This window comes from Verrucomicrobium sp. BvORR034 (assembly GCF_000739635.1).
GTDB lineage: Bacteria > Verrucomicrobiota > Verrucomicrobiia > Verrucomicrobiales > Verrucomicrobiaceae > Verrucomicrobium.
This window is the reverse complement of sequence record NZ_BATQ01000093.1, coordinates 39,651-65,811: the sequence shown is the minus strand read 5'-3', so window position 1 is coordinate 65,811 and position 26,161 is coordinate 39,651. Positions and strand designations below refer to the sequence as shown.

Sequence of the window (26,161 nt, the reverse complement as noted above, 5' to 3'; positions counted from 1 at the left end):
GCAGGCAGAACGAAATGACGAGAAATTGACATAGTGAATCCGTAAAATTACGAGCTTCGACTGACACGTCTCCCTCGACCCTACTCGAGGAGGGTGTAGAGATTGAAATTCAAGCCTCCGACTTCATCGTTGTTGTCGTCAGAATCAGGGCCGTCATTAATTCCGTCCCCATCCGTGTCAGCGAGATTAGGATCTGTTCCAGCGAGAAATTCACCGAGATTGGACAGCCCATCCCCATCAGGATTTCCATTGGGATCCAAGTCTACCCCAAACTGAGCCTCCCACCAATCAGGTATCCCGTCGGCATCAGCGTCCACATTCAGCGTTAGGAAATTACTCCCGGCAGAAATTCCCTCTGAGTTCAGAGCCCTCAGCCGATAGGCAAACTTTGGCCAGTTGCTAGGGCTCGACGAATGCGGACCGTAGCCGAAGATCCAATCCAAAGCGCTTCCAGCTGTCCTGCCCACCTCAGTGAACAAAGTATCGAATTGTTCGCTGTCCCAATTGCTGTCGATCGCACCCTGGACCGCTGACTGATCAGCAGACTCAATAATGTAAGACGACGGGTTTCCGGTAGATGCACTCCACTCAAGCAATGCTTTTTGACCAGATTGTATCTTCAGACTGTCGAGGACCGGCACCCCAGGCACGACGCCCTGAATTCTAATACCCAACAGCTCACCGTACACGTCCCCAGCCAAGTCTTCAGCACGAGCTTCGATCCAGTCTGCTCCTGGCGCAAACTCGTCCAAGCCCGCATTGGCCTTCACCCGCACCGGCCTGGGCAAGACCTGATCCGCATCCTTCGTAGGCACACCGGACTGCGGAGTGGTCATATCAAGCCACCAACGGTCGCTGGTACCTAGCGAAAGGGCCAGAACCTCGAACGTCGAATTGGCGTTCGCCAGATCTCCGTCCTTCACCGTCAGCCAGCCCGCGAGCGCGTTCTCCGTTGCATCCCAAGGAAGCGTCGGCAACAGCTCATACTCATGGACCCCCGCAGAGTCACGCAACACCAGCCCATGTTCGGAGGGTGAAATTGAGATACTGGCATAATTGACGGGGGATGCAGAAATCTCTGTCCCTGAGTCCAAAGTAGAAGCGGAGATTTCCAGTCCCGCAACATAAGCAGGCAATCCGTTCAGATCTGGTGGATAGGTTGTCTGATTCGCGATTACATAGGCCCGCTGATCCACCGTTACCATTTGACTGCCAAATAGCGGATTGGCGCGAAGTTCAACATCGGTCTGGCTCCACTGAGTGCCATTGTGCTTAAACCCGTAAACACCACCTTGCGGCAATGGATCTCCTGATGGCACGTAGACTCCACTCTCATAGTAAGGCGCCCCAACAAGGACCCAGTCACCACTGGCAGCCACCGAAGCACCGAAAAGTTCAGTGATGTAGGCAGGTGCACTACTGCCGCTACTACCCATGTATCCACGTGTTGCAGAATAGACTCGCCCCGATGCGACCCATGCCCCACCAGATCCACGGTCATAAATATACACCGACGCCTCGGCTGGCGGAGTCGGTGTAATCAGGTCATATACAAACACTACTTCCGTCCAATAGTTAGTACCAACCTGCTGCCAGTTCATGTTCCCAAATTCATCCATCACCCAGTCATAAACGGATTCGTAGTGCTCCACTATCTGCTGCGTCATTCCCACGTAGGGCGTGTAGTATCCATTCGCCCATCCCGATGCATCAGAGGGTGCCCCGACCAGGAGACGTTGGGCGCTCTCAGAGAAGGCCACGGCCGTTCCGAACCTGTCTGAGTGCGCTCCAGAAGTTGGCGTCAACGTTGTTTTCAATGTCCACGCCGAAGTTCCTCTTTCGTAGACCTTGACGCTCCCTGCGTTATCCGGATTGCCGATAGCGAGACGGCCGTTGCGCAGCGCAAGGTTGCCAGCAAAGGTCAAGGCGCTTCCCCACGAGGTCCAAGTCTGCCGATCAGTTGATAGTCGATAGGTAAACGTAGAGCCGTTGCTTGATGACAGCACCATCAAGTCCCCATCCATGACAAGCCCCAACAAATACGCCCCAGATACCGGCTCCAGGTAGTGATGTGGCAACCATCGACCAAGGACGCCGTCCCACTTCGAAAGAAGAACCCTCCCCGGTGCGCCGACAACACCACTTGTCATCCACTCGGCTGAGACTGCGACCCGATCTGCACTTTCCACCCCAGCGTCGCCTACATGAGTGAGCGTTCGATTTGCGGTCAGCAAATCAAGAGGTCCCGGCGAGATGTTGTCGTATGGTTTGACATCAAAACTCGCATAGCCTCCGGTGGGCCCGTCGTAGTTCCAACCCCGAGCCGTCACATCGTGCCCAGATGTTGAATCGGGACAGTTGGATTCGAGCCACAGGTACACACTAGCCACGCCATCCAGACCCGTGGTCACCACCTGTTTTCCAGAGGATGGGACCAGACTCGGATTGCCAGCAAAACGAATTCTCTCTTCGTAGGCACCTATTTCAATGCCATACCCGGGAACAGGGATCGGAGGAGTCGTCCCGGGATAAACTGCCTTAATCTGCGCTGGTTGTTTTGACCAATGTCCTTTTGCCAAACGCCATGGGTTCTGCGTGGGTGCCACCAATGTCAGCGTCGCCGGATATCCAGATTCATTGATGCCAGGATTGTAGCCAAGAGTGTATTCATCGACATTGGTAAGGCGATCTCCATCGAAGTCTCCGTTGGCAGCAAGCAAACCAGCGAGATTTCCACCAAAGTCATCTGGCACCCCGTCATTGTTTCCGTCTGCATGGTAGGTGCTTCCAACAAAGAGCAATCCATCCAGAGCTCCTTCGTTCTTGAGCGTGCCTCCAACCTTTTTGAAGGTCCAACTTAGATCCATCTCGAAGAACGAATTGCCATTGATTGCCTTGGGAAGCGATTTCACATAGGTCCAAAGCCCGTCTCCCAGCAACCCGGCGATGGGTTCATCGTTCGCCAGAACCTCCCAATCCCAATACAGATAACGCAGCATGGGATTAGCAGTTGCAGCCCCAACTTCCCCGAATCTTGCGTAAAGATCAACCTCCTCCTCTGACACTGACTTCAAGGTGATGTCATTGAAAGTCAGGATGGCACCATCTTCCAAGCTCGGATCCAATACCCAATCAGAAGCATTGCGCGTCCACTTCCAATACTCCCCCCCAGAGTATGCAGTTGCCCCAGTGCCGTCCACCTTCTCCGCCACAATATCTGGCGTGCCCCACATTGGGTTCCAGAAAAAATTGCTGGCCTTGTAACTGAGTCTATCCGCCGGCTCGCTCGAATCCAAGACACCACGCGGCTCGATCAGACGGTTCCAACGTTTGCCAAATCTCGCTGTCTCAACCTGCACGTCTTGATTGGCAACCTGAAGCGTGGCGGTACCGGAACCATTGTTCACCAAACTCAGACCAGTACTGAGACTCCCTGTGCCTGGAAACTCCACTGCAAGTCGCTTATGCCACGGAACCTCTACGGCCTCGCTGGCTTTCTTATAGGAGAGAAAAACCCTCCCATCTACCAGCTCTAGCTTCAGCCAACTGCGCGCAGGAAAATCGGTACTGGAGAGAACACCAGCAACTGTCTTCACAGGCCCATCTTGCACAAGTCTCCACGTCAGTTGAACTCCCGCGACTCCTTGTCGCACGCCAGCCCACACAAAGGGTGCCCCTGAGGAAGCCGCGGTTCCCGCCCGCAACATTAGCCCGGCCTGAGCACCAGATGAAAGGTCTGATCCAGATGTGTCAGGCGTCTTCCACGCGATGGCTGTGGAAGAGGATCCAGCCAAGTGAGCAAAATAGAGACTCTCGGAAGGAGGACTCGTCACTCCAAAACCGGTGGCAGACGATGAGATGATTCGCGAGCCAGGAATAGTCGCGGCATCGATGAGTCCGGATGCAGACCCTCCTCCGATCACCTGCCCAGATGGATTCCAGTTGTCCGAAGCGATAGCCAACGGCTCCGCCATCGCAACCAGCGAGACACCAGTAAATAAAATCAGGACGTGGCGGCGCAAACAAACAGCACGCCTAAGGTAAGGAAATGCCAACATGATTTGGGGGATTTCCCTAAAGATAGAGTATTCATCTATGTAATTGCAATAGTATTTCCATCATTTCATGAAACGCGGCTCACATTTTTCACCAACCGCGTGATAAATAAGTTTCTCAATAAAGCTTCTCACAGGAGATAACACAAACCATCCAGACGGTAAGCCTGCATCCTGTTATCGAGCGCTCCTTACGGTGGGTGGATCGACCCTGCATCCTCTAGGGAGACCGAGAAGCCCTCATCACATTTTCTCATGCCCACCATAGTGGGACTCACCCTCGTCCGTCCCCACTCCCCGCTTCCTCCCCTGATACGCCAGGGCGAAGAACACAAACACACCGAGCGTGAGCAAGGTCATGCCGATCCAGAAGGTGGACCAGGCTGTGGTGGTGAGGGCACCGTCTGGTGAAGTGGACTGACAATATTTGCGCCACCACCCGGTGCCGAGGTAACCAAAGAGATTGCCGAAGCCGCCCATCATGAGAGTGAGCAGGGCCTGGGCGCGGGCGCGCATTTCACCGGGGATGCGCTGCTCCAGGTAGATCTGGGCGGTCACGAAAAACAAGGTGAAGCAGAAGCCGTGGAGGAAGATGCCGAGGAGAAGCGCGGGGACGTTATCCAGAGCAAACAAGGCATAGCGCAGCACGCCAAAGGCGATGCCAGCGAGGAAGATCCACTTAAGCCGGATCCGCGTGATGATGGAGGAGAGCGCCAGCATGGCGATGATCTCAGTGACCTGCCCAAGGCTCATGGCGGCGGTGACCTGCTGGATGCCATGGTCGGCCAGATGCAGCACCGTAAAAGGATAGAAGGCCGCAAGTGCCATGTTCAGCAGACCGGCGCTGACAAACACCACGATGTGGTCTGGGTGACGCAACAGCGGCAACGCATCCAGCCCCATGATCTCCTTCACCGTGCGGCGGGGCTTCGGCAGATGGAGACGCTCCTTGTACGGCAGGGCAAAGGTCATGCCCACGGTGATGGCCCAGACCACACAGGCGGCGTAGCCCGAGGTGACAGACGTGTCCGCGTGCAAGACCCAGCTCACCATGAGACAAGCCCCCATCCAGCCCAGCGTGGCCCAGATTCGTACCGGGCCGAACTGCTCCTTCGGCTTGCTCAGGCGGGACATCACCAAGCTGGTGGTGAGACCAAACGTGGGCACCGACCACAGAGCGTGGATCTGCGCCAGCGCCCACACCCATCCCGGTCCCCAATGTTGCTGAATGCCAAAGAAGAGCAGCCCGAGGAAGAACATGGTGCCCAGGCCGAGGAGACGCAGCACCCGCTCCGGAGCCATCCGCTGATCCGCCAGGGCACCGACCGCCAAGGGCGAGAGCAGCGCCGCAGTGGCGTTGCACGCAAAGGTATAGGGCACCAGGCTCTCCAGTCCGTGGGCCTTGAGCACACTGGGGAAGTTCACGCTCCAGAGCCCCAAGGCAGCCGCGTTGAGTGCATAGAGGGCACACAAGCGCTTTGTTCCTGGAGCACCTTTTCCGAACATTCCCCTCTTTCATCGCTTTGCCCGGGCTTGCCTGCAATGCAAATTCTGCAAGCCCACGTCAACATTGGCGTATCGCTGGAGTGCCCCACCTGAGTCCACCCCGCCCTCCTGCCGCCAACCGGCGATTGTCCCTCACCCTCAGGGTGGGAGCCACCTTCCTGCTCCTGCTTGGGCTGGGCCATGCCGACCCGCCAACCCCGGCGCTAAAGCCCCACCCGATGGCACTAAGCAACATCCATGCCCCTGGCGAAGTGGACCGCCCGGAGTTGGTGCCATTCATCGTGCCAGAACCGGCCAAACTCCCAGGCATCGTGGTGGATGAAACCGCCGCCGAGCTGGTTGGCGACTGGCAGTACTCCACCCACACCCCGCCCTACGTCGGTCTGGGCTATTTGCACGACATGAAGGCGGGCAAAGGCACCAAGTCCGTCACCTTCACTCCGGACCTGCCCAAAGCAGGCCGCTATGAGGTACGGATCGCGCACTGCTACAATGTTCGCCGGGCCACCAATACCCCGGTGACCATCCACCATGCCGGAGGCGACACCGTGATTCGCATCAATCAGCAGGAGGAGCCCGCCCACGACCGGGTCTTCCGCAGCCTGGGAGTCTTTGAATTCACCGCCGGGAAGTCCGGCTTCGTGCGCATCAGCACAGAAGGCACCGATCCCACCAAGGTAGTCGTAGCGGATGCCGTCCAGTTTCTTCCCGTCCCAGAGGCCTCACCCCGGCCATAAATTGCTTGGAGCTTGCCCTGGATCGATGGATCCGATTGAATCCTCGTTCTTCACCCCTCACTTTCCACCTGCCTCCCCTTTTCTCGCTCCTCCTTCACCATGCCCCTTCCTCTGCACCACCTTCGCGCCGGCATCATTGGCACCGGTTTCATCGCCCCCGTTCATATCGAGGCTCTGAAACGCCTGGGCGTGCAGGTCACAGCCATCAGCGGCTCCACCAAGGGCACCCAAGCACTGGCAGAGCAATGGGGCACCCCTGAGGTGTACGGCGACTACGACTACCAGAGCCTGATCAACTCCCCCAATGTGGACGTCGTTCACATCACCTCGCCCAATCGCGTGCATGTTGAGCAATCCCTGGCCGCTCTCGCAGCGGGCAAGCATGTGGTGTGTGAGAAACCCCTCGGCATGACCACCGAGGAGACCGCCAAGGTGGTCGCAGCCGCCGCGGCCAGTGATCGCGTCTTTGCGGTGAACTATCTCTGCCGATTCTACCCCGCCATTCTCCAGATGCGCGCCATGGTACAACGCGGAGAGCTGGGCCGCATCATTCATGTGCAGGGGCACTTCTTCCAAGACTGGCTGCTCAAGGACACCGACTACAACTGGCGGGTGCTCTCCAGCGAGGGCGGCAAACTGCGGGCCGTGGGCGACATCGGCACGCACTGGATCGATGCAGTTTCCTTTATCCTCGGAGCCCGGGCGAAGTCTGTCTTCGCCACGCTGGAAACCTTTCACAAGACCCGCTACCGGCCGACAGGTGAGGTGCAAACCTTCACCTCCCAGTCAGACCCCGCCAGCATGGTCCCGTATGAAGTGGACACCGAGGACTTCGGCAGCGTGCTCTTGAAGTTTGGACAAGCCGACCACGGCCATGTGTCAGGCACCCACGCGAACTGTGCCATCTCCCAAGTGGCCGCCGGGTGGAAGTGCAGCCTCTATGTCGGCATCTACGGCACCAAGGGCAGCGTGCAGTGGGAGTTCCAGCAACCCAACGAAATCCAGGCGGGGTATCGCGACCAGCCCAACCAGGTTCTCACCCGCAACACCGCGGGCTTCGACAAGGACGTCGCAAACTTCACCGACAACCCCGGCGGCCATGCCGAGGGCTTCCCGGATGGGCACAAGATGCACTATCGCGCCGTGTACGAGCACATCGCGAGTGGCAAGTCCACGCCGGTGCTCTACGCCACTGCCGATGATGGCCACTATGAAGTGAAGCTCTGCGAGGCCATCCTGCGAAGCAGTGAGAAGCAGACGTGGGTGGGGGTGTAGGTGGTCGAGAAGGCGGCTCCTCGCCTTGGCAGGTGGCGCTTGCCGCTGATGGCCGAAGCTTCACGCCAACGGCGTGACACAGAAAAGCCCGGGGTCAGACCGCGAAGCGATCGCCACCCCGGGTATCGAGGTGAGAGCGCGGGAACTCCAAGGTAGTTCTACAAACCGTCCAGATCGCCTGGAGATGGCCTCCCTACATCCAGTGGACACCTCAGGGACGTGGTCACGATTTGTAGAACTCACTTCGGAGTTCTGGTGCGCCCGCCCGTGTACCCAGGGTGGCGGCTCGTTCCTCGCATTACCCTGGGCTAGCATGTGTGACGCCCTTGGCGTCAGAGGATCCATGCGAGCCAGGGGTGAGAACGCCTCATCTCCCGCCCATTGCCTTGGACTGATTCACACCGTAGTCCAAGACGCTGGCGCGTTTCGAGACGTACCAGTCGATCTGCAACTCCGGTTCTAGGGGGCAACTCCCTACTCCAGAATCTCTTCCAACGCCGGCGTCAGGTGTTCCTCGGGATCATAGATGCCGCTGAACCAGGACTCCAGCCAGCTGATCACCACACCACCGCCGAGGAAGATCGCACCGAAGAAGGCGAGGTTGATTAAAAACATGGCGAGACCACCAACAGCGAACTTGCCATCGCGCTCCAGCAAAGCACCGGAAAGCAGGATCACAGGGACGGCGGGGAGCACATTGCTAAAGGGAATGGGCAGCGGCAACAGGAGCAGGCAGCCGCACGCGAAGATGACGGCACCGTACAGGTGCTGAAACACGGGTGGATCCACCAGCACCGTCCAGCGGGCACGGAGCATCTTCTCCAGCCCGCGCACCGCTTTCTGACTGGCCCCGAGGATCCGTCCGGCCATCTTCGGGGAGAGTTCCACATTCAGCACCCTGTCCGGCAGCCAGGGTTCCTTTCTCAGCGCCAGACGCAGGCCAATAATGGCAATCACCGCGCCGAAGGGCGTGGACAACCCCAGCAGCGGGATGGGCATGCAGAACGGCAGTGAAAGCAGAATCAACAGCATCAGATAGGTGCCGCCATGCAGCACCTCAATGATGTCCCGCAGGCGGATCGGCCGCCCCCCCATCGACGATAACACCGACCCGATCTGCTCCGACAGCGCCGGATGCTTCTTGGGTTGGGCGTCAGCAGCCTCAGAGGCCACTGGGATGCTTGGCAGGGGGGACGTGGGCATCACTTCTGAGGTGCCACACGCACGGACAAGTTGCCAACGGAATTATTCCTTGAGAGCCTGCGGCGTGTCACGATCCAGTCACGTCACACCGGAAGACAGAGGATTTCTGAGACTCAGGCCTCGTCCAGATAGGCTGAGAGCTTCTCCTTGAGCTCATTTCTGGCGCGGAAGAGCAGGCTCTTCACGGCCGAGAGGGACATGCCGAGAATCTCGCAAATCTCTTCGTAGGGCATGTCCGCATCCTTGCGCAGGCTCACTGCCAGACGTTGCTTTTCCGGCAGGCTCTGGATGGCGCGGTCGATCGCGGACTCCATTTCCCCTTGGGCGACGACATTGTCAGGATTCTGCCTGGCTGAGGTGGCATGCTCCCGATGGTGCTCCTCCTGATCCTCCTCCATGGAGACTTCCTTCTTCCGCCCACGACGCCGCATCTCATTGAAGACGAGATTCCGCGCGATGGTGAAGAGCCAGGTGGTGAACTTCGCGCTGGGCTCATAGCGGGAGGCGGAGCGCCACACGCGCACAAAGACCTGCTGCGCGATGTCGTGCGCATCATCCATGTTGTTCAGCATCCGGGCCACGGTGCCGATCACGGCACGCTGGTGAATCTCCACCAGTTGTTCAAAAGCCCGCATGTCCCCTTCCTTGACCCTGAGCATCAACCGCACGCTCTCCTCGTCCGCGGAGGTGTCCACGGCAGGTTGAGATGTTGCGGGTGTCGGAGTCCATTCCGGCATGTTCCAAGCTAGTAAGGCTGGGACGGTTCGCAAGGTCAGGGTGGACATGGACATCGTAAACACACGCTGTTTGAGAAGGTTGCGCTGATATTTCAGAACTTTTTGGCCCCCAGGCGGGCTCTGCGCCTTGATGCCGCCCCCCTTCCGGTGGATGTTGGCAATCCCCTGCCCCATGAATTCCCGCCCTGTAGCAGAAAACATCATCCGCGTACGGGGTGCCCGGCAGCACAACCTGCGCAATGTGGACGTGGACATCCCCCGCGGCCAGCTCGTGGTGCTCACCGGGGTGAGCGGTTCCGGCAAGTCCTCCCTGGCGTTTGATACGCTCTACGCCGAGGGCCAGCGCCGCTACGTGCAGAGCCTCTCCGCCTACGCCCGGCAATTCCTGGACCAGCTCGACAAGCCGGACGTGGACTTCATCGACGGCCTCTCGCCCGCGGTGGCCATCGAGCAGCGGACCGTGGCGCACAACCCGCGCTCGACGATCGCGACCGTTACCGAGATCTACGACTACCTGCGCGTGCTCTACGCGGCGGCTGGGCAGCCGCACGATCCCACCACGGGCGTGCGCCTGCGGAAGATGACCTCCGCCGAGATCGCTGAGGAGATCCTGGCTCTGCCCGAGGGAACACGGGCCATCGTCCTGGCACCGGCCGTCGATCACGAGAAGGGCGACTTCCGAGGCCTGTTTGAGAAACTCCAGCGCCAGGGATTCGTCCGGGTACGGCTGGATGGAGAGATCCTGGAGCTGGACGAAAAATTGCGCACTCCACGCGCCGAGCCTCACTCCATCGAGATCGTGGTGGATCGACTCGTCATCCGGGAGGGTGTACGCACCCGCCTCATGGAGGCGCTGGAGACGGCGCTCAAATGGAATCCGCGGGAGGTGCGCTTTCTCACCGGCCCCGGCGAGGCCGAGGAGGTGCGCACCTTCACCACCGCCTATGCAAACCCGGAAACGGGCTTGGTGCTAGACGACTTTACGCCCAAGCATTTCTCCTTCAACACTCACGTGGGAGCCTGCCCCGCCTGTGAAGGCGTGGGCGCCCTCATGGCTGCGGATCCGCATCTGCTGGTGCCTGACGACACAAAGACTCTGGCAGAAGGGGCCGTGAAGACGTGGTGGACACGCCAGCCGCGCCTGAAGGCCCTGCATGATCGCACAGTGGAGGGTCTGGCCCGACATTTTGGCGCGGAGATGAACGCGCCTTTTAAGAAGCTGCCCGCTGCTTTCAAGGAAGCCCTCTTCCAGGGTACTGGCGAGATCGCCGTGCCCACCGGCTGGAAGCTGGACGGCAACAAACGCAGCCTGGCCAAGCCCTTCGAAGGGCTGGTGCCGCAGGTAGAGCGCATGTACGCAGAGACCAAGACGGACAAGCTGCGCGCCATGCTGGCTCGTTTCATGAACCCGCTGCCTTGCAAGACCTGCCATGGACGTCGCCTGCGCCCAGAGGTGCTGGCCGTGCTACTGGACACCGCAGCCACGACACCCCGCCCCCAGCTCAACATTCATGATATCACCCGGCTGGCCATCCGCGATGCCATCCCCTGGGTAAAGGAACTGGTCCTGACAGATCTGCAACGCACCTATTGCGAGGAGCTTCAAAAGGAGATCCTGAAGCGTCTCGACTTCCTGGATCAAGTTGGCCTGGGCTACCTGTCACTGGACCGGGAGAGCGGCAGCCTCTCCGGCGGGGAGGCCCAGCGCATCCGCCTGGCCACTCAGATAGGGGCAGGTCTCGCGGGCGTCCTCTATGTGTTGGATGAGCCCAGCATCGGCCTCCACCCGGCCGACAACGAGCGCCTCATCGGCACACTCAAGCGTCTTCGAGATCTGGGCAACTCTGTGCTCGTCGTCGAGCATGATGAGGACACCATGCGGGCCGCGGACTGGATCATCGAGCTTGGCCCCGGAGCCGGCCCCCTGGGAGGCCGCATCATCGCCGAGGGCACGCCCGCCCAGGTCATGCGGAATGAGCGCTCCACCACCGGGGCCTATCTGGACCACCGCATCTCCATTCCCGTGCCCCGCACTCGCATCCCGTGGCGAGGATCCCAGAAACAACTCCTGGTGGACGACTCCGCCTCCCATCGGGACGAGCCGGACTGCATCACCGTCCACGGAGCCCGGGAGCATAATCTGCGGAACGTCACCGTCTCCTTCCCCCTCGGCAGCTTTGTCTGCGTGACCGGCCCCTCCGGCAGCGGGAAGTCCTCCCTGGTGGATACCATCCTGCGCCGTGCCCTCATGCGCCATTTCTACAGCGCCAAAGACGAGCCCGGCGAGCATGATCACCTCTCTGGTCTGCACGGCGTGGACAAGGTGGTGGTCATCGACCAGTCCCCCATCGGTCGCAGTCCGCGCTCCAACCCTGCCACCTATGCCGGGGCCTTCACGCCCATCCGCGATCTCTTCGCCCAGCTCCCCTCCGCCAGGGTTCGCGGGTATGACTCCAGCCGCTTCAGCTTCAACGTCGCCGGTGGCCGTTGTGAGAAGTGCGGCGGCGATGGCGTGCTCACGATTGACATGCACTTCCTCAGCGATGTGCAGGTCACCTGTGACCAGTGCCAGGGTCGCCGCTACAATGCGGAGACCCTGGAAATCACCTACAAGGGGCGCAGCATCTCTGAGGTGCTGGAGATGACCGTGGCCGAGGCCTGCCGCTTCTTTGACCGCCAGCCCAACATCTTCCCCAAGCTGCATGCCCTAGAGCAAGTCGGACTGGGTTACGTAAAGCTCGGCCAGAGCGGGGCCACCCTCTCTGGCGGCGAGGCGCAGCGGGTGAAACTGGCCGCAGAACTCGCCAAGAAAGCCACCGGACGCACGCTCTACCTGCTGGACGAGCCCACCACAGGCCTGCACTTTGCCGATATCCAGACGCTGCTGGGAGTACTCACCAAGCTCCGCGACGCGGGCAATACTCTCATCGTTATCGAGCACAATCTGGACGTCATCAAGTGTGCCGACTGGGTCATCGACCTTGGCCCCGGTGGCGGCAGTGAAGGCGGCATGATCGTGGCCGAAGGCACCCCGGAAAAACTGGCCGTGAATCCCGCCAGCCCCACAGGGCGGTTTTTGAAACAGGTGCTGGGGGCCACCACAGCCAGAAGCTAACGCTGGCCCTGCACGTTGTCCGGCATGGCGACGGACGGACCGGGAGCTCGCGGCCGCGCTGGCGAGGACACCAGGACATGGTGATTGCGGATATTCTCCGCGAAATCCCGCAGCCGCGTCTCAGCGGCACCAGCGAGTGCGCGCAAGCACATTACGGACCAACCGCGACACTAAATCTTCAGGTGTTCACAAGGAAAAAAACGCTTGCGCACGTGGATTGCCCATCCTGTAGAATAAGAGCAAGTTTTTCCACTGCATCCAAGTACACTTCGACTGCGGCTGAAATTTTCCACCGGTTCAAGGTCCACCCATTTCACAATGAGCGCTGAAACAAACCAGGAATCTGAGATCAACAAGTTCATCAAGGAGATTGATGGCGTTCTGGACAAAGGCGAGGGCTTCGCTGTTTTTTGCGGCGCCGGCGTGTCCCGCGCTTCTGGTATCATGATCGGTCGCCGGTTTGATGAATATCTGCCCTACGTGTTTTGCCGATGCGTGATGACTGAAAAAGAGCAGATGAACATGTTCTTCGAGGGGCACAAGCGACCCCAGCGGAATCTCTCCCGTGATGGGTGGCCTGACTTTCCCCGCTACGATCAAATGCAGGTTTGTGTGCAATGGATCGCCCTCGTGTTCCTGCGGTGTGCTTTGCTTCGGATCGTGGCTCCAGGCAAGATCGATGACGGGAAAGACCCCGTCGGAAAATGCTGCATCGAACTGAACAAGTGGAAGATCCAGTTGGAATCGAATGGGGACCTGCCCGAGCCTTCCGCGCTCGAACTTCAGTCCTTGGTGGAACAATGCCTGGATCATTTGAACAACCCCAAGCACTTTGAGAAGCTGCTGCTGAGGCCTCTGCTGCCGCGGTTGCTTTCTTTGGGGGATCTCAACGAAGCGCTGCCCCGGTGGGTGGGCATGATTGCCAATGGGAATGCCGACGCAAAACTGGATGGACTCAAGCTGCAGGACGCCCGCATCTTGTCGGCGTGGGGCGTTGCCCATGGCAAAGAGGCCCTCCGCAACCTGACGCTACACGGGATGGTTCCGGGACATAGCTTGTCTGATGCGAGCACGATTCTGGAATCCGGCCTGCGAAGCTTGTGTGACTGGCGGTCCGCCCTGGGCTTCCTGGCACGCCTGCGCCTTCATCCCAGCGGCTATCTCGAAATGAGGGGGGAGACCGAGCAACGGCTCATTGACAGCTTCAACATTCACCTTGTGCAGGGCAGGCGGCCAAACCTCACCCACCGCATGCTCGCGCACCTGTCCCGCCCATTACGAATCGAAACCTACCTGACCACCAACTTTGATACACTCATTGAGGAGTCATTTGAAGACCTCAAATACCCCTTGGCCACGATCTCTCTGACGCTCGATGGCAATCTTCCAGATCCCATGACCGTCCTGGGGCAGCGCACCTTGATCAAACTTCACGGCACTCAACATGACACCCGTGCGGACTTCAGCCTGGATACCATCCCGTCGTTGAGGGATCAGAAAACCATGGCACAGTATCTCCAGTTCGAGGATGAGGAGCCCAATCTGCAGAAACACCTGCCGAACCAGCTCAAGCAGCAGTTGCGGGAACATCTGCCAAACCACGTGCTGCAACAACTGCTGCAACGTCAGCCGAAACACCTGCCGAAGCACCTGCTGGTGCTGGGTTGCTCGGGATCAGATGAAAGAATGAACCAGTATTTCAACGCCGTGCTCCGAATGCGTCCGCAGGTCAAGATCTTCTGGATCGCGCATACCCGTCCGGAAGACTGCCGGCAAAAACTTCGGGATCATCTTGGAAACGGCCGGGTGCATGTCGTTGAATCCAGACACACGGACTTGCTTCTTTATGAGCTCTATCAGCATGTCAGCCACCGTCTTCCACCTTCCGGATACACCTACCAGTTCCTGCAACACATTCCGGCCTGGCACAAGGATCTCGACTCGGATGCGGCTCAAAACCAATTGAAGAACCTGAAGATCGATGACTGCGTCAAGAAACTGGCCGAGCTTCTTAAACCGGCGGAAATTGACTTTGCCCAAAACTGGCAGGCCCAGAAAAACCTTCGGCACTTTAAAGACCTCACCTTCTACAGTTTCCCCGGCGCAATGGACGTCGCAGGAACCGAGCTGCAGTGGGCTCGTTGGACTGCGGTTCCGGGCAACACCCCTGCCTCCAAGATGCCAGCCAAGGATTGGTGCGGGCAGGCATTGGTTATTGATACCTTTTCTGGAGTGTCCCCCATCATGCAGCGGCTCTATGAGACGCTGCAGCGACAGTACCGGGAATGTCTGTGGCTTGAGTCGGAAGATTTTGCAACCCCATCTGCACTGGCCACGGAATGCCTGTCCCTCATGGCGTTAAGACTGGGGCGCTTTGACGCAACGCATGCAAACTTGACCATCAATGAAAGCGATCTGACCGACGAAAGTCTGCCGATGCTGACAAACCGGATCAAAGACCTCTTCAGCCAGTACTTTGATGCCTCGGGCCAGGAGTGGGTGATCTTCATCTATGATCGCAACACTCCCGGCAGCTGTGCCGGTTGGAAAAACATTACCTGGGCGGAGACCAACCCGGAGGAATTTCGCGCATTGAATCATTTCATTACCGCGCTTTTGCAATGCAAGGTCTCTGTGGTTGTCTTGCCATACACCCAGGCGAGGCACAGGAAGTTTCAGCTACGACAAAACTTTGTGCGGAAGAGTGTCGAAGCCAAAGGTGGTGACCTGGCATCCTTGGAGACTGCCAGATGGACCAACTGGGACTCGAACATCCGGGGTAACAAACTGGAGAACCGGTTTTTCGTGATTGGTGCTGATCACAAAGGGAAGCTGACCGATGACAGCTGGCATGGCAGCGCTCTGAAAGCGCCCAGCCGTTTCCACAAGATCCAGGAGTTCCTCAAGGGAGACCAGCCAACCGAACGACTCCGGTTCCTTTACAGCCTCTGCCTGTTTCGCCAATCGCGTCATCCGGCATCGCGCATTTCTCACGCAGCGGTTCTTTGTCCCGACATGTTCAACACGGCATTCAGTGACAATGATGAGAAGCGCTACGCCACCACAGAACAGTGGACTGACCAGCTCGTGAATGGCGGGGTCATGCACCGGAAGACGGGTGGTTACCTGTGGATGTACGCCGACGTGCGACAACCCCTGATCGACTTGCTGGGTGTCGAGCAAGACGAGGATCAGGTGCAGATGCGGTGCTACAGAAGCTCCATCCACTACTGGATTGGAGAATGGTTCCTGCACGCATTCTACTCAAGCGAACACGTTTCGACGGTCATCGAGTCGCTCTACCACCGCTTCTGCGCCATCAGGCATCTGCGAGATGCCACCAACACTCATCTGGAACAATTCCGTGCTCAACGCGGTGGGGTGAACGATCCTGCCTATCGCAGGGAACTCCTGCTCTATCGAACTGACCTGCTTCGCATCTCTCTTCTCAAGGCAGTGAAGACCATGATGGTTGCATGGAAGGCCCTCGCGTATTGGACCCAAACGGACGCCATCATCGGCATGTTTGCCCGCGAGAATCTTCTCGACGCCGTGAACCTGGGCCCGGACTGGTCCCAAAAGACGACTGGTTGGCTTGCTCCTCTGGTTTTTGGTCCCAAGATGTATCCGCTTACCGGTGAAGAGTTGAGCTTGTTGAATGACCTGCAGACGACCTTCAGCCCCCTCGTTCTGGAGCTCCTTGATGCAGGACACCGCATTCAGCTCCGCCTGCGCATCGAGAGTGGGGAAATGGGCTATCTGCCCGGTGACGGTGGCCGTCATGACGTCGTCTCCAGTGGATACCCGGCGTCAGGGGACCGCCTCCTACGTGTTGATCCCTGGCATGCGGAGGACTACCGGATCCACGGCAAACCTTCCTTGACCGCAGCTGTCCTCCGTTCCTCCATCGAGGGGTATCTTTCGACACATCGTGACGACAAAACCAAGAGCGGTGAAAGTCAATTGAGTGAATCTGCCATCAATCTTCTCGGGCTGGGCACCGCCGGCCACCTGGCGACAGACCCGTCCGAGCGTCGGAAGGTGTTTTTCGCCATGCGCGAGACCTTCCTGAGCACTCTTAGACTGTCCCAGAGTGGATTCCTCGATTTCGTCCGGGAAACCATGCTCCCGCTGGTTGTCTGGAACATTCGTGTGGCCAAACTCAAACAACGGATTGAGGACCGGAATCCCCACGGAACTGCACCGCCAGAGTTTCTCCATCATTGGCTTGCCACCACGGTTTGTTGCAACCTTGTCATCGACTTGCTCGCGCACATGCCCGTCGGCAGCCTCCGGGGGGAGCTGGCACTTCGCTTTGAGTTTCACGTCAACTACGCCTTGGCCCTTGGGCATCTGGGCCGGTTTTCGGAAGCCCAGCGGCGGCTGACTGAAGCAACGTTTTTTCTAAAACAAGCCCCTGCCCAGGAGGTGTCGGCGATGAATGCGGTGGTGCACCTGAGAAGGGCTGAATTGGACCTCGTGCAAGCACGCTATTATGCGGCTTACTTCAACGAACACCTGCGGGGCCGCCTTGGCATGGTTGGCGGGCACCTGCCGCAATTGGGCGGCACCCTTTCAAAGGACCCTGTAGACAACAAGATGACGGCCTATGCCCTGCATGTGGCCAAGATCAATGATGCGGTCTCCCAACTGGATATTGCGGAAGGCTACCTGAAAGTGGGTTCACGTTCCACCACCTGGTGGTCGCGGCTGCTGTCCCTCCGGTTCTGGTGCGTGTCATCGCACATGCAATCGCCTGATCCCGAAGGAGTGTCCTTGGAGTCGCTGGTCTTCCGCGGACGCATCAATTACGGAGAGAAGCTGAATTCGTGGTTTGATCACGCAGTTCACATCTCCACGAAACACTCCTACCACCGCATTCGCCTGCTGCAGAATTTTTGTAAAGCCTGCCAGAGGCTGCAATCTCACGAAAAGGATCCGGGAGGCCCGGATAATTTTGTCCGCACGCTTCAGGGGCACGCCAACTTTGCGGGGTTGTCCAAGGGACAGGTCGACCAGAATTCCATCGAAGGGATGCTGGAGCAGTTTGTGTTTGCCTCGAGCGGTGAAACGCTGGACACCCCACTCCTGTCTCCAGAAGGCACAGCATTCTGGGAAACGACAGTGGCAGAGCTCACGAAGGCCATTCTCAGCTCCACCACCCTTCAACCCTAGACGTGGTGCGTCTCCTTCATCACGAGACCCGAGACACATAAACCTGAAAAATAGAGGTCATGGACGTAATCGCCTTGGCGAATTGGGCTGAGTACCCGAAACGAGCAGCACGACCATGAACGTCACCCGCACCCAGTCGCAGCAGCATCTCAATCCTGGTCACGCCCCTCAGCAGGATCTGCAGGGCGGCATCAAGATCAGCCCCAATGGGACGGCCCGGGCCTCTCAGCAGACCGTGGTGGACAGCATTAACAACCGCTTGGGCGGAGACCGCGTCTCCACGGAGAATTTGCTGAGCCGCGGCGGTATCAAGACCGCCATTGGCAGGGCGTCCCGCTACGCGAATCTCAAGGACGGAGTGCTGCGCCTCGCTCACCGGATCAACAACCACCTGGCTCCCGATCCCACAGTTGGCAGCAACCACAAGGCCGCCATCCGCCTGGGGGAACAGTACCACCAGCTCAAGTCCCAGGGCGCTCCAGACGCAGAGCTTCTCCCTGTGCTCAATCAACTCAAGGCCAAGCTCGAGATCATCCAGCGGCATCGCGGCGAGGACGGCCACGGTGATGCCAGCCCCGTCATCGAGATGATCCGGTTCGTGGAAAGTGAGATCCAGACCCTGCCCTGCAAGCACCTTGAAGAGGCCGACCGGCTTGCCGCGTTGTTGCAAGAGCAGGAGCAGGAAGGGGCTCCGGTGGAGACCCGGGTGGAAACTCTCCGCTCCTTGAAACTGCACCTGGAAGGGGCCAATCCCGAAGGCACGGACAACACGCTGAACCTTCGTCTGGCCGAGGCTCATTGTCAGCTCGTGCCGTTGGAGAATTATCAACCTCTCGACAAGCAACTCCAGGAAGGCCGCACTCAACTGCGCCCCACCCCTGTGGACCGGGGCGATGAGTTTGCCCGGGCCAAGCAGGAGATCTACTTTGCCAAACTCGGCGAAGATCCCAATCGCATGGTCGCCCAAGGCGAGGTCAACCGGGAGATCGAAACCTTCTCCCGTGACCGCCTAAAACAGGTCCCCACAGACGAACGCACCGGACTCGCCTCTGCAGTGGAGACCTTTCGCAAACAGTCGCATCAAGTAACACCCCACACCGAGGTGCAGCTGGGCCAGGATGCTCCGCCCCCGTTGGAAGATCCCAGCTTCCGCCATGTCTCCCAGGAGACCCTCCAGTCAGACACCTTCCAGAGCCTGGGCCGACTCCTCCAGGAAGCCGTTGCCAACCGGGACGACGACGCCGTTGAGCACCTCTCCAAAACGTTGGGTGAACTCATGGCCCGGGACCTCCGTCAGCTCACGGAGGACCAGCAACTGGGCTTCATCACCTCCAAAGGACCCGCCTTCAAAGAAGATCTGCATCGCGCGCTCGCCGCCACCCTTGGTATTGAGCAGAATGCCCTGGGGAACTCCTTTGACACCGCCCCGTACGGTGTACGTCTTTTCATCAACAAGGCCTACATCACCGCGGTGAGCCAGCTCTCCAATCACATGGTGGATGCGGAGACCTGCGTGCTCAATGGCCGCACCTACCATCGTGTTGACTACTTGAACCAGGGCGGATTGGGCATCGTCGATCTCTACGAAGCCCGTTGGACGGAAGTGGTCGACGGAAAAGAGGTGGAGAAGACCGAACGCATCGTGCTGAAGTACCCCACCATTGCCAACATGCCGATGCTGGATGAGGAGACCGCCCAGCCCTTCTTTGAGATCTCGGCCCGGGAAGCGCGCAGCCACCACCTCGCCCACGGCGAAGGCCATCCCAACATTGTGGGATACAAAGGGGCCTTCCTCTCGCCCAACGGCCTCGTCTTTCTGGCCATGGAGCTGGCCCCTGGCGGCGATGTCGCCAGGGTAGGCGACCGCATCTCTGATGCGGAGCGGCGCGGCGACATCACCCCGGAGTCAGCAAACCTGGCCCGGCTGACACTGCTGCGCGATATGCTGGAAGGCATGCAACACGTCCAGGAGACCCGGGGCATGCTCCACCTCGACATCAAGCCGGAGAACTTCCTCGTCGGCGAAGATGGCCGCGCCAAGGTGGCCGACTTCGGATTCTCCCTCCAGGGCACCAGTCAGACGTTCCAGGAGAAACCCATCGACAACACCCTGCACCTCGCACCGGAGGTCCTTACGTCCTCTCGCGCCATTGAGTCCGGTGCCCCATTGCCCGGTGAGGAGGAAGGTTTCGTGGTGACTGGCAAGTCGGACACCTGGGCCTTGGGCATCACCGCCTTCCAGCTCTTTCACGGGAACCAGCACCTCTTTGCCACCCTGGACAAAGAGGACCCCAGGTACCTGCAGCAGGTTTACGACGCGGTTTTGCAGTTCGGCACCGATCCTGACCATACCGCCCGCCCGCTGGGAACCGATGGCTCCGGCAATCTTCTCGGTCGCGGTGTCGGCACCTTGGACCGGCTCATCAACCAGATGCTCCATCCCGATCCCCAGATGCGCCCCCCCATCACCGACCTCCTGCAGCACCCCCTCTTCCAGGAACCCGGGATCGGCAGCACCGAGGTGCGGAGCCTGATTCAGGTGCTCAACCGCCCAGAAAGCACTCCGGAGGAGATCCGCAACGCCTCTCGTGACGTTGGGGTCTAGGAGTCACTTGAGCTCTTTCATTTCGCCAGGCCGCCAAAGAAACGCAGGGTCTCTGCCAGGTGTGTGCTCCAGTACCTCCAGGTGTGCCCGCCAGGGTACTCCTGATAGTGATGCGCGATGCCCTCGTCTCGCAAAGTCTGATGGAGTTTCCGGTTGTGCTCGATCAAGGGGTCGTCTGTACCGCAGTCAAAGCGCAACGGAGGCAGGTGCACGCGGTTCATCCGGATCGCTTCGGCCACACAGGTCACCTCACCCGGCTTCAACTTGAAATCATCCAGCGGCTCCTCCACAAACACCTGCTTTTGCTGGTAGTCGGTGATGCTGCTGTGAGCGCTTATTCCCCGGAACCTTCGGGAATGCAGGGCTCCCAGCCGCATCGCGCCATAGCCCCCCATGGAGAGCCCCGCAATGAACTGGGGAGCCCCTTCCACTTGCGGTGCCACCAGGGCGGCCACCTCAGGCACCTCATCCACGATCCATGAAGCATAGTCCGCCTCCTGGTGCGTGAGGTAGCCAGAGCCATCCCCCCACAGACCGTCAGAGGGCATGGCGAGCATCATGGGCGGCACCTCATCCCGGCTCACCAGCCGCTGAAGCATCCGGTGGGCCCCTCCCTTCAGAGCCCAGGCCCAATGACTGCCATAGACGCCATGCAGGAGAATCACGAGCGGGAGGCTCTTGGGTGCATACCCCTGCGGGGTAAAGAGGGCCACGTCCGCACGTCGTTTCAGCGCCTTGCTTTTCACGGTGGCGAAGCGCAGCCCCGGGCCGGTAAAGGCTGGGTCTGAGAGCTCCACGGTGCGAAATGGGGAGGAGGCGGTCATGCGAGTCGGGCGTCTCCCTAGCAGAGGTTCCCTACTTTATTAGGAATATTCGCCCTCGTGCGGCTCAATGATCAGGATCTACAGGCGAAAGGGTCAGATATTACCTCACGCCAGGGTTCTAGACTCTTATTGTTGCATGCTGGGTGCAGTTGAACACCTCGAACCGTCTCAAAAGTACGAACGCAACCAGGAGCGCGACGTTTGATTACATATCGATGTACGAACCTAGAACCGGTCTGCAATGGGAGTGGGGGCCGGTTGGGACAACCGGACTACGCCGGCAGGCGGCAACAGACATGGACATCTCGACTGAACAGGCGGAAGCCTGTGACGACTCTCTCTCCCGTGTAACGGGCTGCTCTACGGCTGAACCGAGAAGTCCGAATCTGCAATCGCCCGCAGCACCAGTTCCCGCGGCACACACCAGTCGTCCATCTCCAGCAATTTGAGGGTCGCATCTGCCACCTGGGCGGGGCTTAGGAACTTTTCCACGGGTGCCTTGCGGTTGGAGGCCCCATCCCAAAAAGCGGTGTCCACACCGCCGGGCAGCAGGGCCGTCACCCGGATTCCATGAGCACCGGCCTCCTCCTGTAAGCCTTGAGTAAACCCGCGCACGCCCCACTTGGCGGCGCAGTACACGGTCTCTGAGGGGATGCCGCGCAAGCTGGCAGTCGAGATGATGTTCACGATATGCCCCCGGCGCTCCGGGATCATGCGGCGCAGAGCCTCCTGGGAGCCCAGAATGGTCCCCTTCAAGTTCACATCCAGCATGAGATCGATATCGGCCTCAGTGTAGTCAGTGATCCACCGGTGCCGGGCCAGGCCGGCATTGTTGATCCACACATCCACTGCACCGTACGCCTCATGAGCCCTTCTCCCAGCCTCCGCCACGGACTCCGCCCGGGTCACATCACACACCACGGGAAGCACCGCTGCCCCCAGATTGGCTGCGGCCAGCTCCAGCGCGGCGGGATCCACATCCGCCATCACCACTTGAGCGCCTTTTTCCACCAGCGCCTTGCAGAGCGCCAGACCGATGCCCCGCGCCGCTCCCGTGACCACACATGATTTTGACTCCAGTACCATGCGGCCCTGTTTACATGCAGAGCAATGATCGTGGCAAGCTTGAAGCGACTGCCAGCGTTTGGTTTTCCCGATCGTTTGACTCGCGTTTGACTCGCCCGCCGTTCCCGCCATTCTCCACCTCCCATGCCCACCCGCCGCTCTCCTGAAGAACTCCGCTCCTACCGTTGGTTTGGCCCCAATGATCTCCGCTCCTTTGGCCACCGCTCCCGGGCGCGCCAGTTGGGTCTGGGCCCAGAGGACTGGCAGGGCAAGCCGGTGATCGCCATTCTCAATACCTGGTCGGAGATCAACCCCTGCCACCTGCACTTCAAGGTGCTGGCAGAGAACGTGAAGAAGGGCGTTCTCCAGGCTGGCGGCATGCCGATCGAAATTCCCGTGCTCTCGCTCAGCGAGAACTTCATGAAGCCCACCACCATGCTCTATCGCAACCTCCTGGCGATGGAGGCTGAGGAGGTGCTGCGCTGCCATCCGGTGGACGGAGCCGTGCTCCTGGGTGCCTGTGACAAGACGACACCCGCCCTCATCATGGGAGCGCTCAGCGCCGACATGCCCTTTATTTTCGTGCCAGGTGGCCCCATGCTGCGCGGCCAATGGCGCGACCAGACACTGGGCAGCGGCACCGACGCCTGGAAATACTGGGCCGAACTCCGCGCGGGCAACATCACTCAGGACGACTGGTGCGAGATCGAAGACGGCATCGCCCGTTCCCACGGCCACTGCATGACCATGGGCACCGCCGCCACCATGACGGCCATCACCGAGACGCTCGGACTCTCCCTGCCAGGAGCCTCCAGCATCCCCGCCAGCGATGCCCGCCACTGGCGGATGGCGGCAGCCTCCGGACGCCAGATCGTGGAGAACGCCTGGAATGACCTCAACCCCGCCAAGTTCCTCAACAAGGAGGCCTTCCACAATGCCATCGTGGCGGATATGGCCGTCGGTGGCAGCACCAATGCCATCGTGCACCTCATTGCCATGGCCGGCCGCGCTGGCATCAAGCTTCCCCTTAGCGACTTCGATGCCGTCTCCCGCATCACCCCGCGTCTGGCAGACCTGCGCCCTGCAGGCCGCTTCCTCATGGAGGACTTTTACTTCGCTGGCGGCCTGCCCGCCCTGCTGAACCAACTCACCGACCTCCTGCATACCGAGTGCCTTACGGTAAACGGCAAGACACTGGGCGAAAACGTGGCCGACGCCGTGATCCACAACACCGAAGTCATCCGGCCCCGTGAACAAGCCCTTTCTCCCGAGGGCGGCACCGCCGTGCTTACCGGGAACCTCTGCCCTGATGGTGCCGTGATCAAACACAGCGCCATGGAGCAGCGTTTCTGGACACACTCCGGACCGGCGGTCGTGTTTAAGGACTATGAAGATCTCGCCGCTCGGTTGGACGATCCCGATCTGCCCATCACGGCTGATTCCGTGATGGTGCTCCAGAGCGCCGGCCCTGTCGGCGCACCCGGCATGCCGGAGTGGGGCATGCTTCCCCTTCCAAAGAAACTGCTCGAGGCAGGTGTACGCGATGTGCTGCGACTTAGCGATGCCCGCATGAGCGGCACCAGCTACGGCGCCTGCATCCTCCATGTGGCTCCAGAGAGCGCCGTGGGCGGTCCGCTGGCCTTCGTGCGGGATGGGGACATCATCTCCCTGAACGTGCCCGAGCGCACGCTCACCCTGGGCGTGAGCGATGAGGAACTGGCCGCCCGCCGCGCGGAGTGGCAGGCACCCAAGCGCAAGGTCGATCGCGGCTACCTGCACCTCTTTCTCAATGAGGTGACGCAGGCCAACGAAGGCTGCGACTTCCGTTTCCTTCATCACACCGGCACCCCGACTCCGGAACCCCGCATTCACTGACCGGCCTCTTTTTGCCCATTGCGCCCCACCTAAATCTTCTCCAACCTAGCTCCCATCTCCCTTTCCCATGCAAACCACGTTCACGCCTTCTGACCTTCAGCGCTCCGTCATCTCCGTGCCCCCGCTCTGTCGGGACGCCAACTTCAAGGTGAGCGCAGCCGAGAACACCAAACTCATTCGCCACATTGAGAACGGCGGCGTGGACATCTTCCTGTATGGCGGCAATGCCAACTTCTACAACATCTCACTGGGCGAATACGAAGAAGTGCTCGACCAACTGGCCGAGGTTGCCGGAGCCAACTCTCTCATCATCCCCGCTGTCGGGCCCTACTTCGGCACCATGATGGATCAGGCCGCCATCCTGGCGCGCAAGCAGTTCCCCACCGCGATGATCCTTCCTACCACGGCCGTCTCCAAACCGGACGGAGTACGTGCAGCTGTCCTGCAGTTCGTGGAAAAATTTGGCCGCGCGGCCGTGCTCTACGTGAAGGATGAAGGCTACGTCACCGTGGATGTGGTGAAGTCGCTCGTGGAAGCCGGAGCGATCTCTTGGATCAAGTACGCTGTGGTGCGCGAGAACCCCGCCGTCGATCCCCTCCTTGAGGCAATCTCCAATGAGGTGCCCCGCGAACTCCTGGTGAGCGGCATCGGCGAGCAGCCCGCCATCATTCACTGGACCAAGTTCGGCGTGCACGCCTACACCGCTGGCTGCGTCTGCGTGGCCCCGAACCGCTCCCAGCAGATGCTGGAGGCCCTGAAGGCGGGCGACATTGAGAAGGCGGAAACCCTTCGTAAGGGATTCCTCGCGCTGGAAGACCTGCGCAATGGCTACAACCCCATCCAGGTGCTTCATCACGCCGTGGATCTCGCGGGCATCGCCGCCACCGGCCCCCAGCTTCCTCTGCTGGCGGATCTGGATTCCAACAAGCAGGTCGAGATCAAAAAAGCCGCGCTGGAGTTGCTGGCTTGGTCCCGCGAGTAACCTCCAAAGCACGGGTCACCATCTTCGCACGCCAGGGCCTTCGCCCTTGGCGTGCTTTTTTGTTTTTCAGAGAGGAGAGACCTCTAACCAACGAGGTTCCCACCCTCAACCGCGCGAATGACGTCTGTCGATCGCCATCGCTTCATCCAAGGTCTCTTTCGAAAGACCTGATCCCCACAGCACAGGATGCTTGCTGGAGAGTGAGCTCTTCACTCCCAGCGCGATCAACTCGCCGTCCTGATTCATCATCGGCGTGCCGCTGTAGCCTTGCCGGGCCGCATGCTCCACCGCTATGAACCAGGAACTGATACCCGTGATGGCCACGCGGTCCAGGGGACAAAGCACCAGTGCATTGGCCTCGCCAAGCACCGGGTTCGAGGGAAAGTACACGGGCTCATTGGGCACTGGGACCGATGAAAGAACCTTCACATACGACGGGGTTCTGAAAGGAGCCTTCAACAGGACGAGGTCGCTGGCGTAGAAGCGCTTCACCACCCGCAGGCGCTGTTCCTTGAGCTTCACCGCCACCGTACGGGTTGACGCCGCAGCCCCCTCCCCGTCACTCCCCGGGATCACCACCTGAAACTCGGCCGGCCCCTTGCCATCCAGCAGAGAAATGTACACGGGCCGGTTTTCCCCATCGCGCAGGGTCAGCACCACGCCGTGGGCCGGAATCCCATGGGCCGTCGCCAGCAGATACCCGTCACTGCTGATCGGCACCGCCAGTGAGGCATCCACTTCCGCGCCTGCAGGCGGCCGGAGAATGGAGGCCCGCCCCTTCTTGGGAGACATCACCCAGATCTGCACGTGCTTGAGGAAGGTCTGCGCCTCCTGGTTGGAGAGTTCCCGGGACTGACCGGAGGAGGCACAACTTCCCAAAGAGATTGGCAGAGCCAGGAGTACCGCAAGGGCTAAGCATCGCAACATGGGCGGGAGATGGCGGGATTGCCCGGCATGCTACCCAGAGGGGCCACCGGTGTCGAATTGGATTTCACGTTTTTGGTCAA

The 26,161-nt window shown here is 59.7% G+C and carries 14 protein-coding genes; 7 read left to right on the top strand and 7 right to left on the bottom strand.

Features of this window, described 5'->3' with window-relative positions; translation table 11 throughout:
- Positions 1-80 precede the first annotated feature (80 nt).
- Positions 81-3,596, bottom strand: coding sequence for a hypothetical protein (locus tag BV034_RS16060; RefSeq protein ID WP_265593065.1), 3,516 nt, complete (start codon positions 3,594-3,596; stop codon positions 81-83).
- Positions 3,597-4,298: 702 nt separating this feature from the next.
- On the bottom strand, positions 4,299-5,561 hold the full coding sequence (locus BV034_RS16055) for an MFS transporter (protein ID WP_050028019.1): 1,263 nt from the start codon (positions 5,559-5,561) through the stop codon (positions 4,299-4,301).
- Positions 5,562-5,686: 125 nt separating this feature from the next.
- Here BV034_RS16055 and BV034_RS16050 point away from each other — a divergent pair, with 125 nt between their 5' ends.
- Positions 5,687-6,298 carry a xanthan lyase gene (locus tag BV034_RS16050; protein WP_050028018.1) on the top strand — a complete coding sequence of 204 codons (612 nt, stop codon included), beginning with the start codon at positions 5,687-5,689 and terminating at the stop codon, positions 6,296-6,298.
- A gap of 99 nt (positions 6,299-6,397) precedes the next feature.
- Complete coding sequence (locus BV034_RS16045; protein WP_050028017.1) at positions 6,398-7,573, top strand: Gfo/Idh/MocA family oxidoreductase; 1,176 nt, start codon at positions 6,398-6,400, stop codon at positions 7,571-7,573.
- 474 nt (positions 7,574-8,047) lie between these two features.
- On the opposite strand, the gene BV034_RS16040 is transcribed toward BV034_RS16045, so the two are convergent.
- Together BV034_RS16040 and BV034_RS16035 are read right to left on the bottom strand one after the other, a co-directional pair.
- Positions 8,048-8,776 carry an exopolysaccharide biosynthesis protein gene (locus BV034_RS16040; RefSeq protein ID WP_050028016.1) on the bottom strand — a complete coding sequence of 243 codons (729 nt, stop codon included), beginning with the start codon at positions 8,774-8,776 and terminating at the stop codon, positions 8,048-8,050.
- Positions 8,777-8,889: 113 nt separating this feature from the next.
- A complete protein-coding gene (locus BV034_RS16035; RefSeq protein WP_050028027.1) occupies positions 8,890-9,513 on the bottom strand; it encodes a sigma-70 family RNA polymerase sigma factor in 624 nt (207 codons plus the stop codon).
- 172 nt (positions 9,514-9,685) lie between these two features.
- Here BV034_RS16035 and uvrA point away from each other — a divergent pair, with 172 nt between their 5' ends.
- The 3 genes from uvrA to BV034_RS16020 all read left to right on the top strand — a co-directional run bounded on the left by uvrA (position 9,686) and on the right by BV034_RS16020 (position 20,408).
- Positions 9,686-12,628 (top strand): excinuclease ABC subunit UvrA, encoded by a 2,943-nt coding sequence (uvrA, locus tag BV034_RS16030; RefSeq protein WP_050028015.1) that lies wholly within the window; start codon positions 9,686-9,688, stop codon positions 12,626-12,628.
- A 318-nt stretch (positions 12,629-12,946) separates the two neighbouring features.
- Complete coding sequence (locus BV034_RS16025; RefSeq protein WP_050028014.1) at positions 12,947-17,803, top strand: SIR2 family protein; 4,857 nt, start codon at positions 12,947-12,949, stop codon at positions 17,801-17,803.
- A 115-nt stretch (positions 17,804-17,918) separates the two neighbouring features.
- Positions 17,919-20,408 (top strand): protein kinase, encoded by a 2,490-nt coding sequence (locus BV034_RS16020; protein ID WP_050028013.1) that lies wholly within the window; start codon positions 17,919-17,921, stop codon positions 20,406-20,408.
- Between the two features lie 17 nt (positions 20,409-20,425).
- Here the strand turns inward: BV034_RS16020 and BV034_RS16015 are convergent, their stop codons facing one another.
- Together BV034_RS16015 and BV034_RS16010 are read right to left on the bottom strand one after the other, a co-directional pair.
- Entirely contained in the window at positions 20,426-21,232 is an 807-nt protein-coding gene (locus BV034_RS16015; RefSeq protein ID WP_050028012.1) for an alpha/beta hydrolase-fold protein, read from the bottom strand.
- 360 nt (positions 21,233-21,592) lie between these two features.
- Positions 21,593-22,318, bottom strand: coding sequence for an SDR family oxidoreductase (locus BV034_RS16010; protein ID WP_050028011.1), 726 nt, complete (start codon positions 22,316-22,318; stop codon positions 21,593-21,595).
- Between the two features lie 123 nt (positions 22,319-22,441).
- Between BV034_RS16010 and araD the strand changes: the two genes are divergently transcribed.
- Both araD and BV034_RS16000 read left to right on the top strand, forming a co-directional pair.
- Entirely contained in the window at positions 22,442-24,172 is a 1,731-nt protein-coding gene (araD, locus tag BV034_RS16005) for an L-arabinonate dehydratase (RefSeq protein WP_050028010.1), read from the top strand.
- 67 nt (positions 24,173-24,239) lie between these two features.
- Complete coding sequence (locus BV034_RS16000; RefSeq protein WP_050028009.1) at positions 24,240-25,154, top strand: dihydrodipicolinate synthase family protein; 915 nt, start codon at positions 24,240-24,242, stop codon at positions 25,152-25,154.
- Between the two features lie 105 nt (positions 25,155-25,259).
- Here the strand turns inward: BV034_RS16000 and BV034_RS15995 are convergent, their stop codons facing one another.
- Positions 25,260-26,033, bottom strand: a complete 774-nt coding sequence (locus BV034_RS15995) for a trypsin-like peptidase domain-containing protein (protein ID WP_050028008.1) — start codon at positions 26,031-26,033, stop codon at positions 25,260-25,262.
- Positions 26,034-26,161 lie beyond the last annotated feature (128 nt).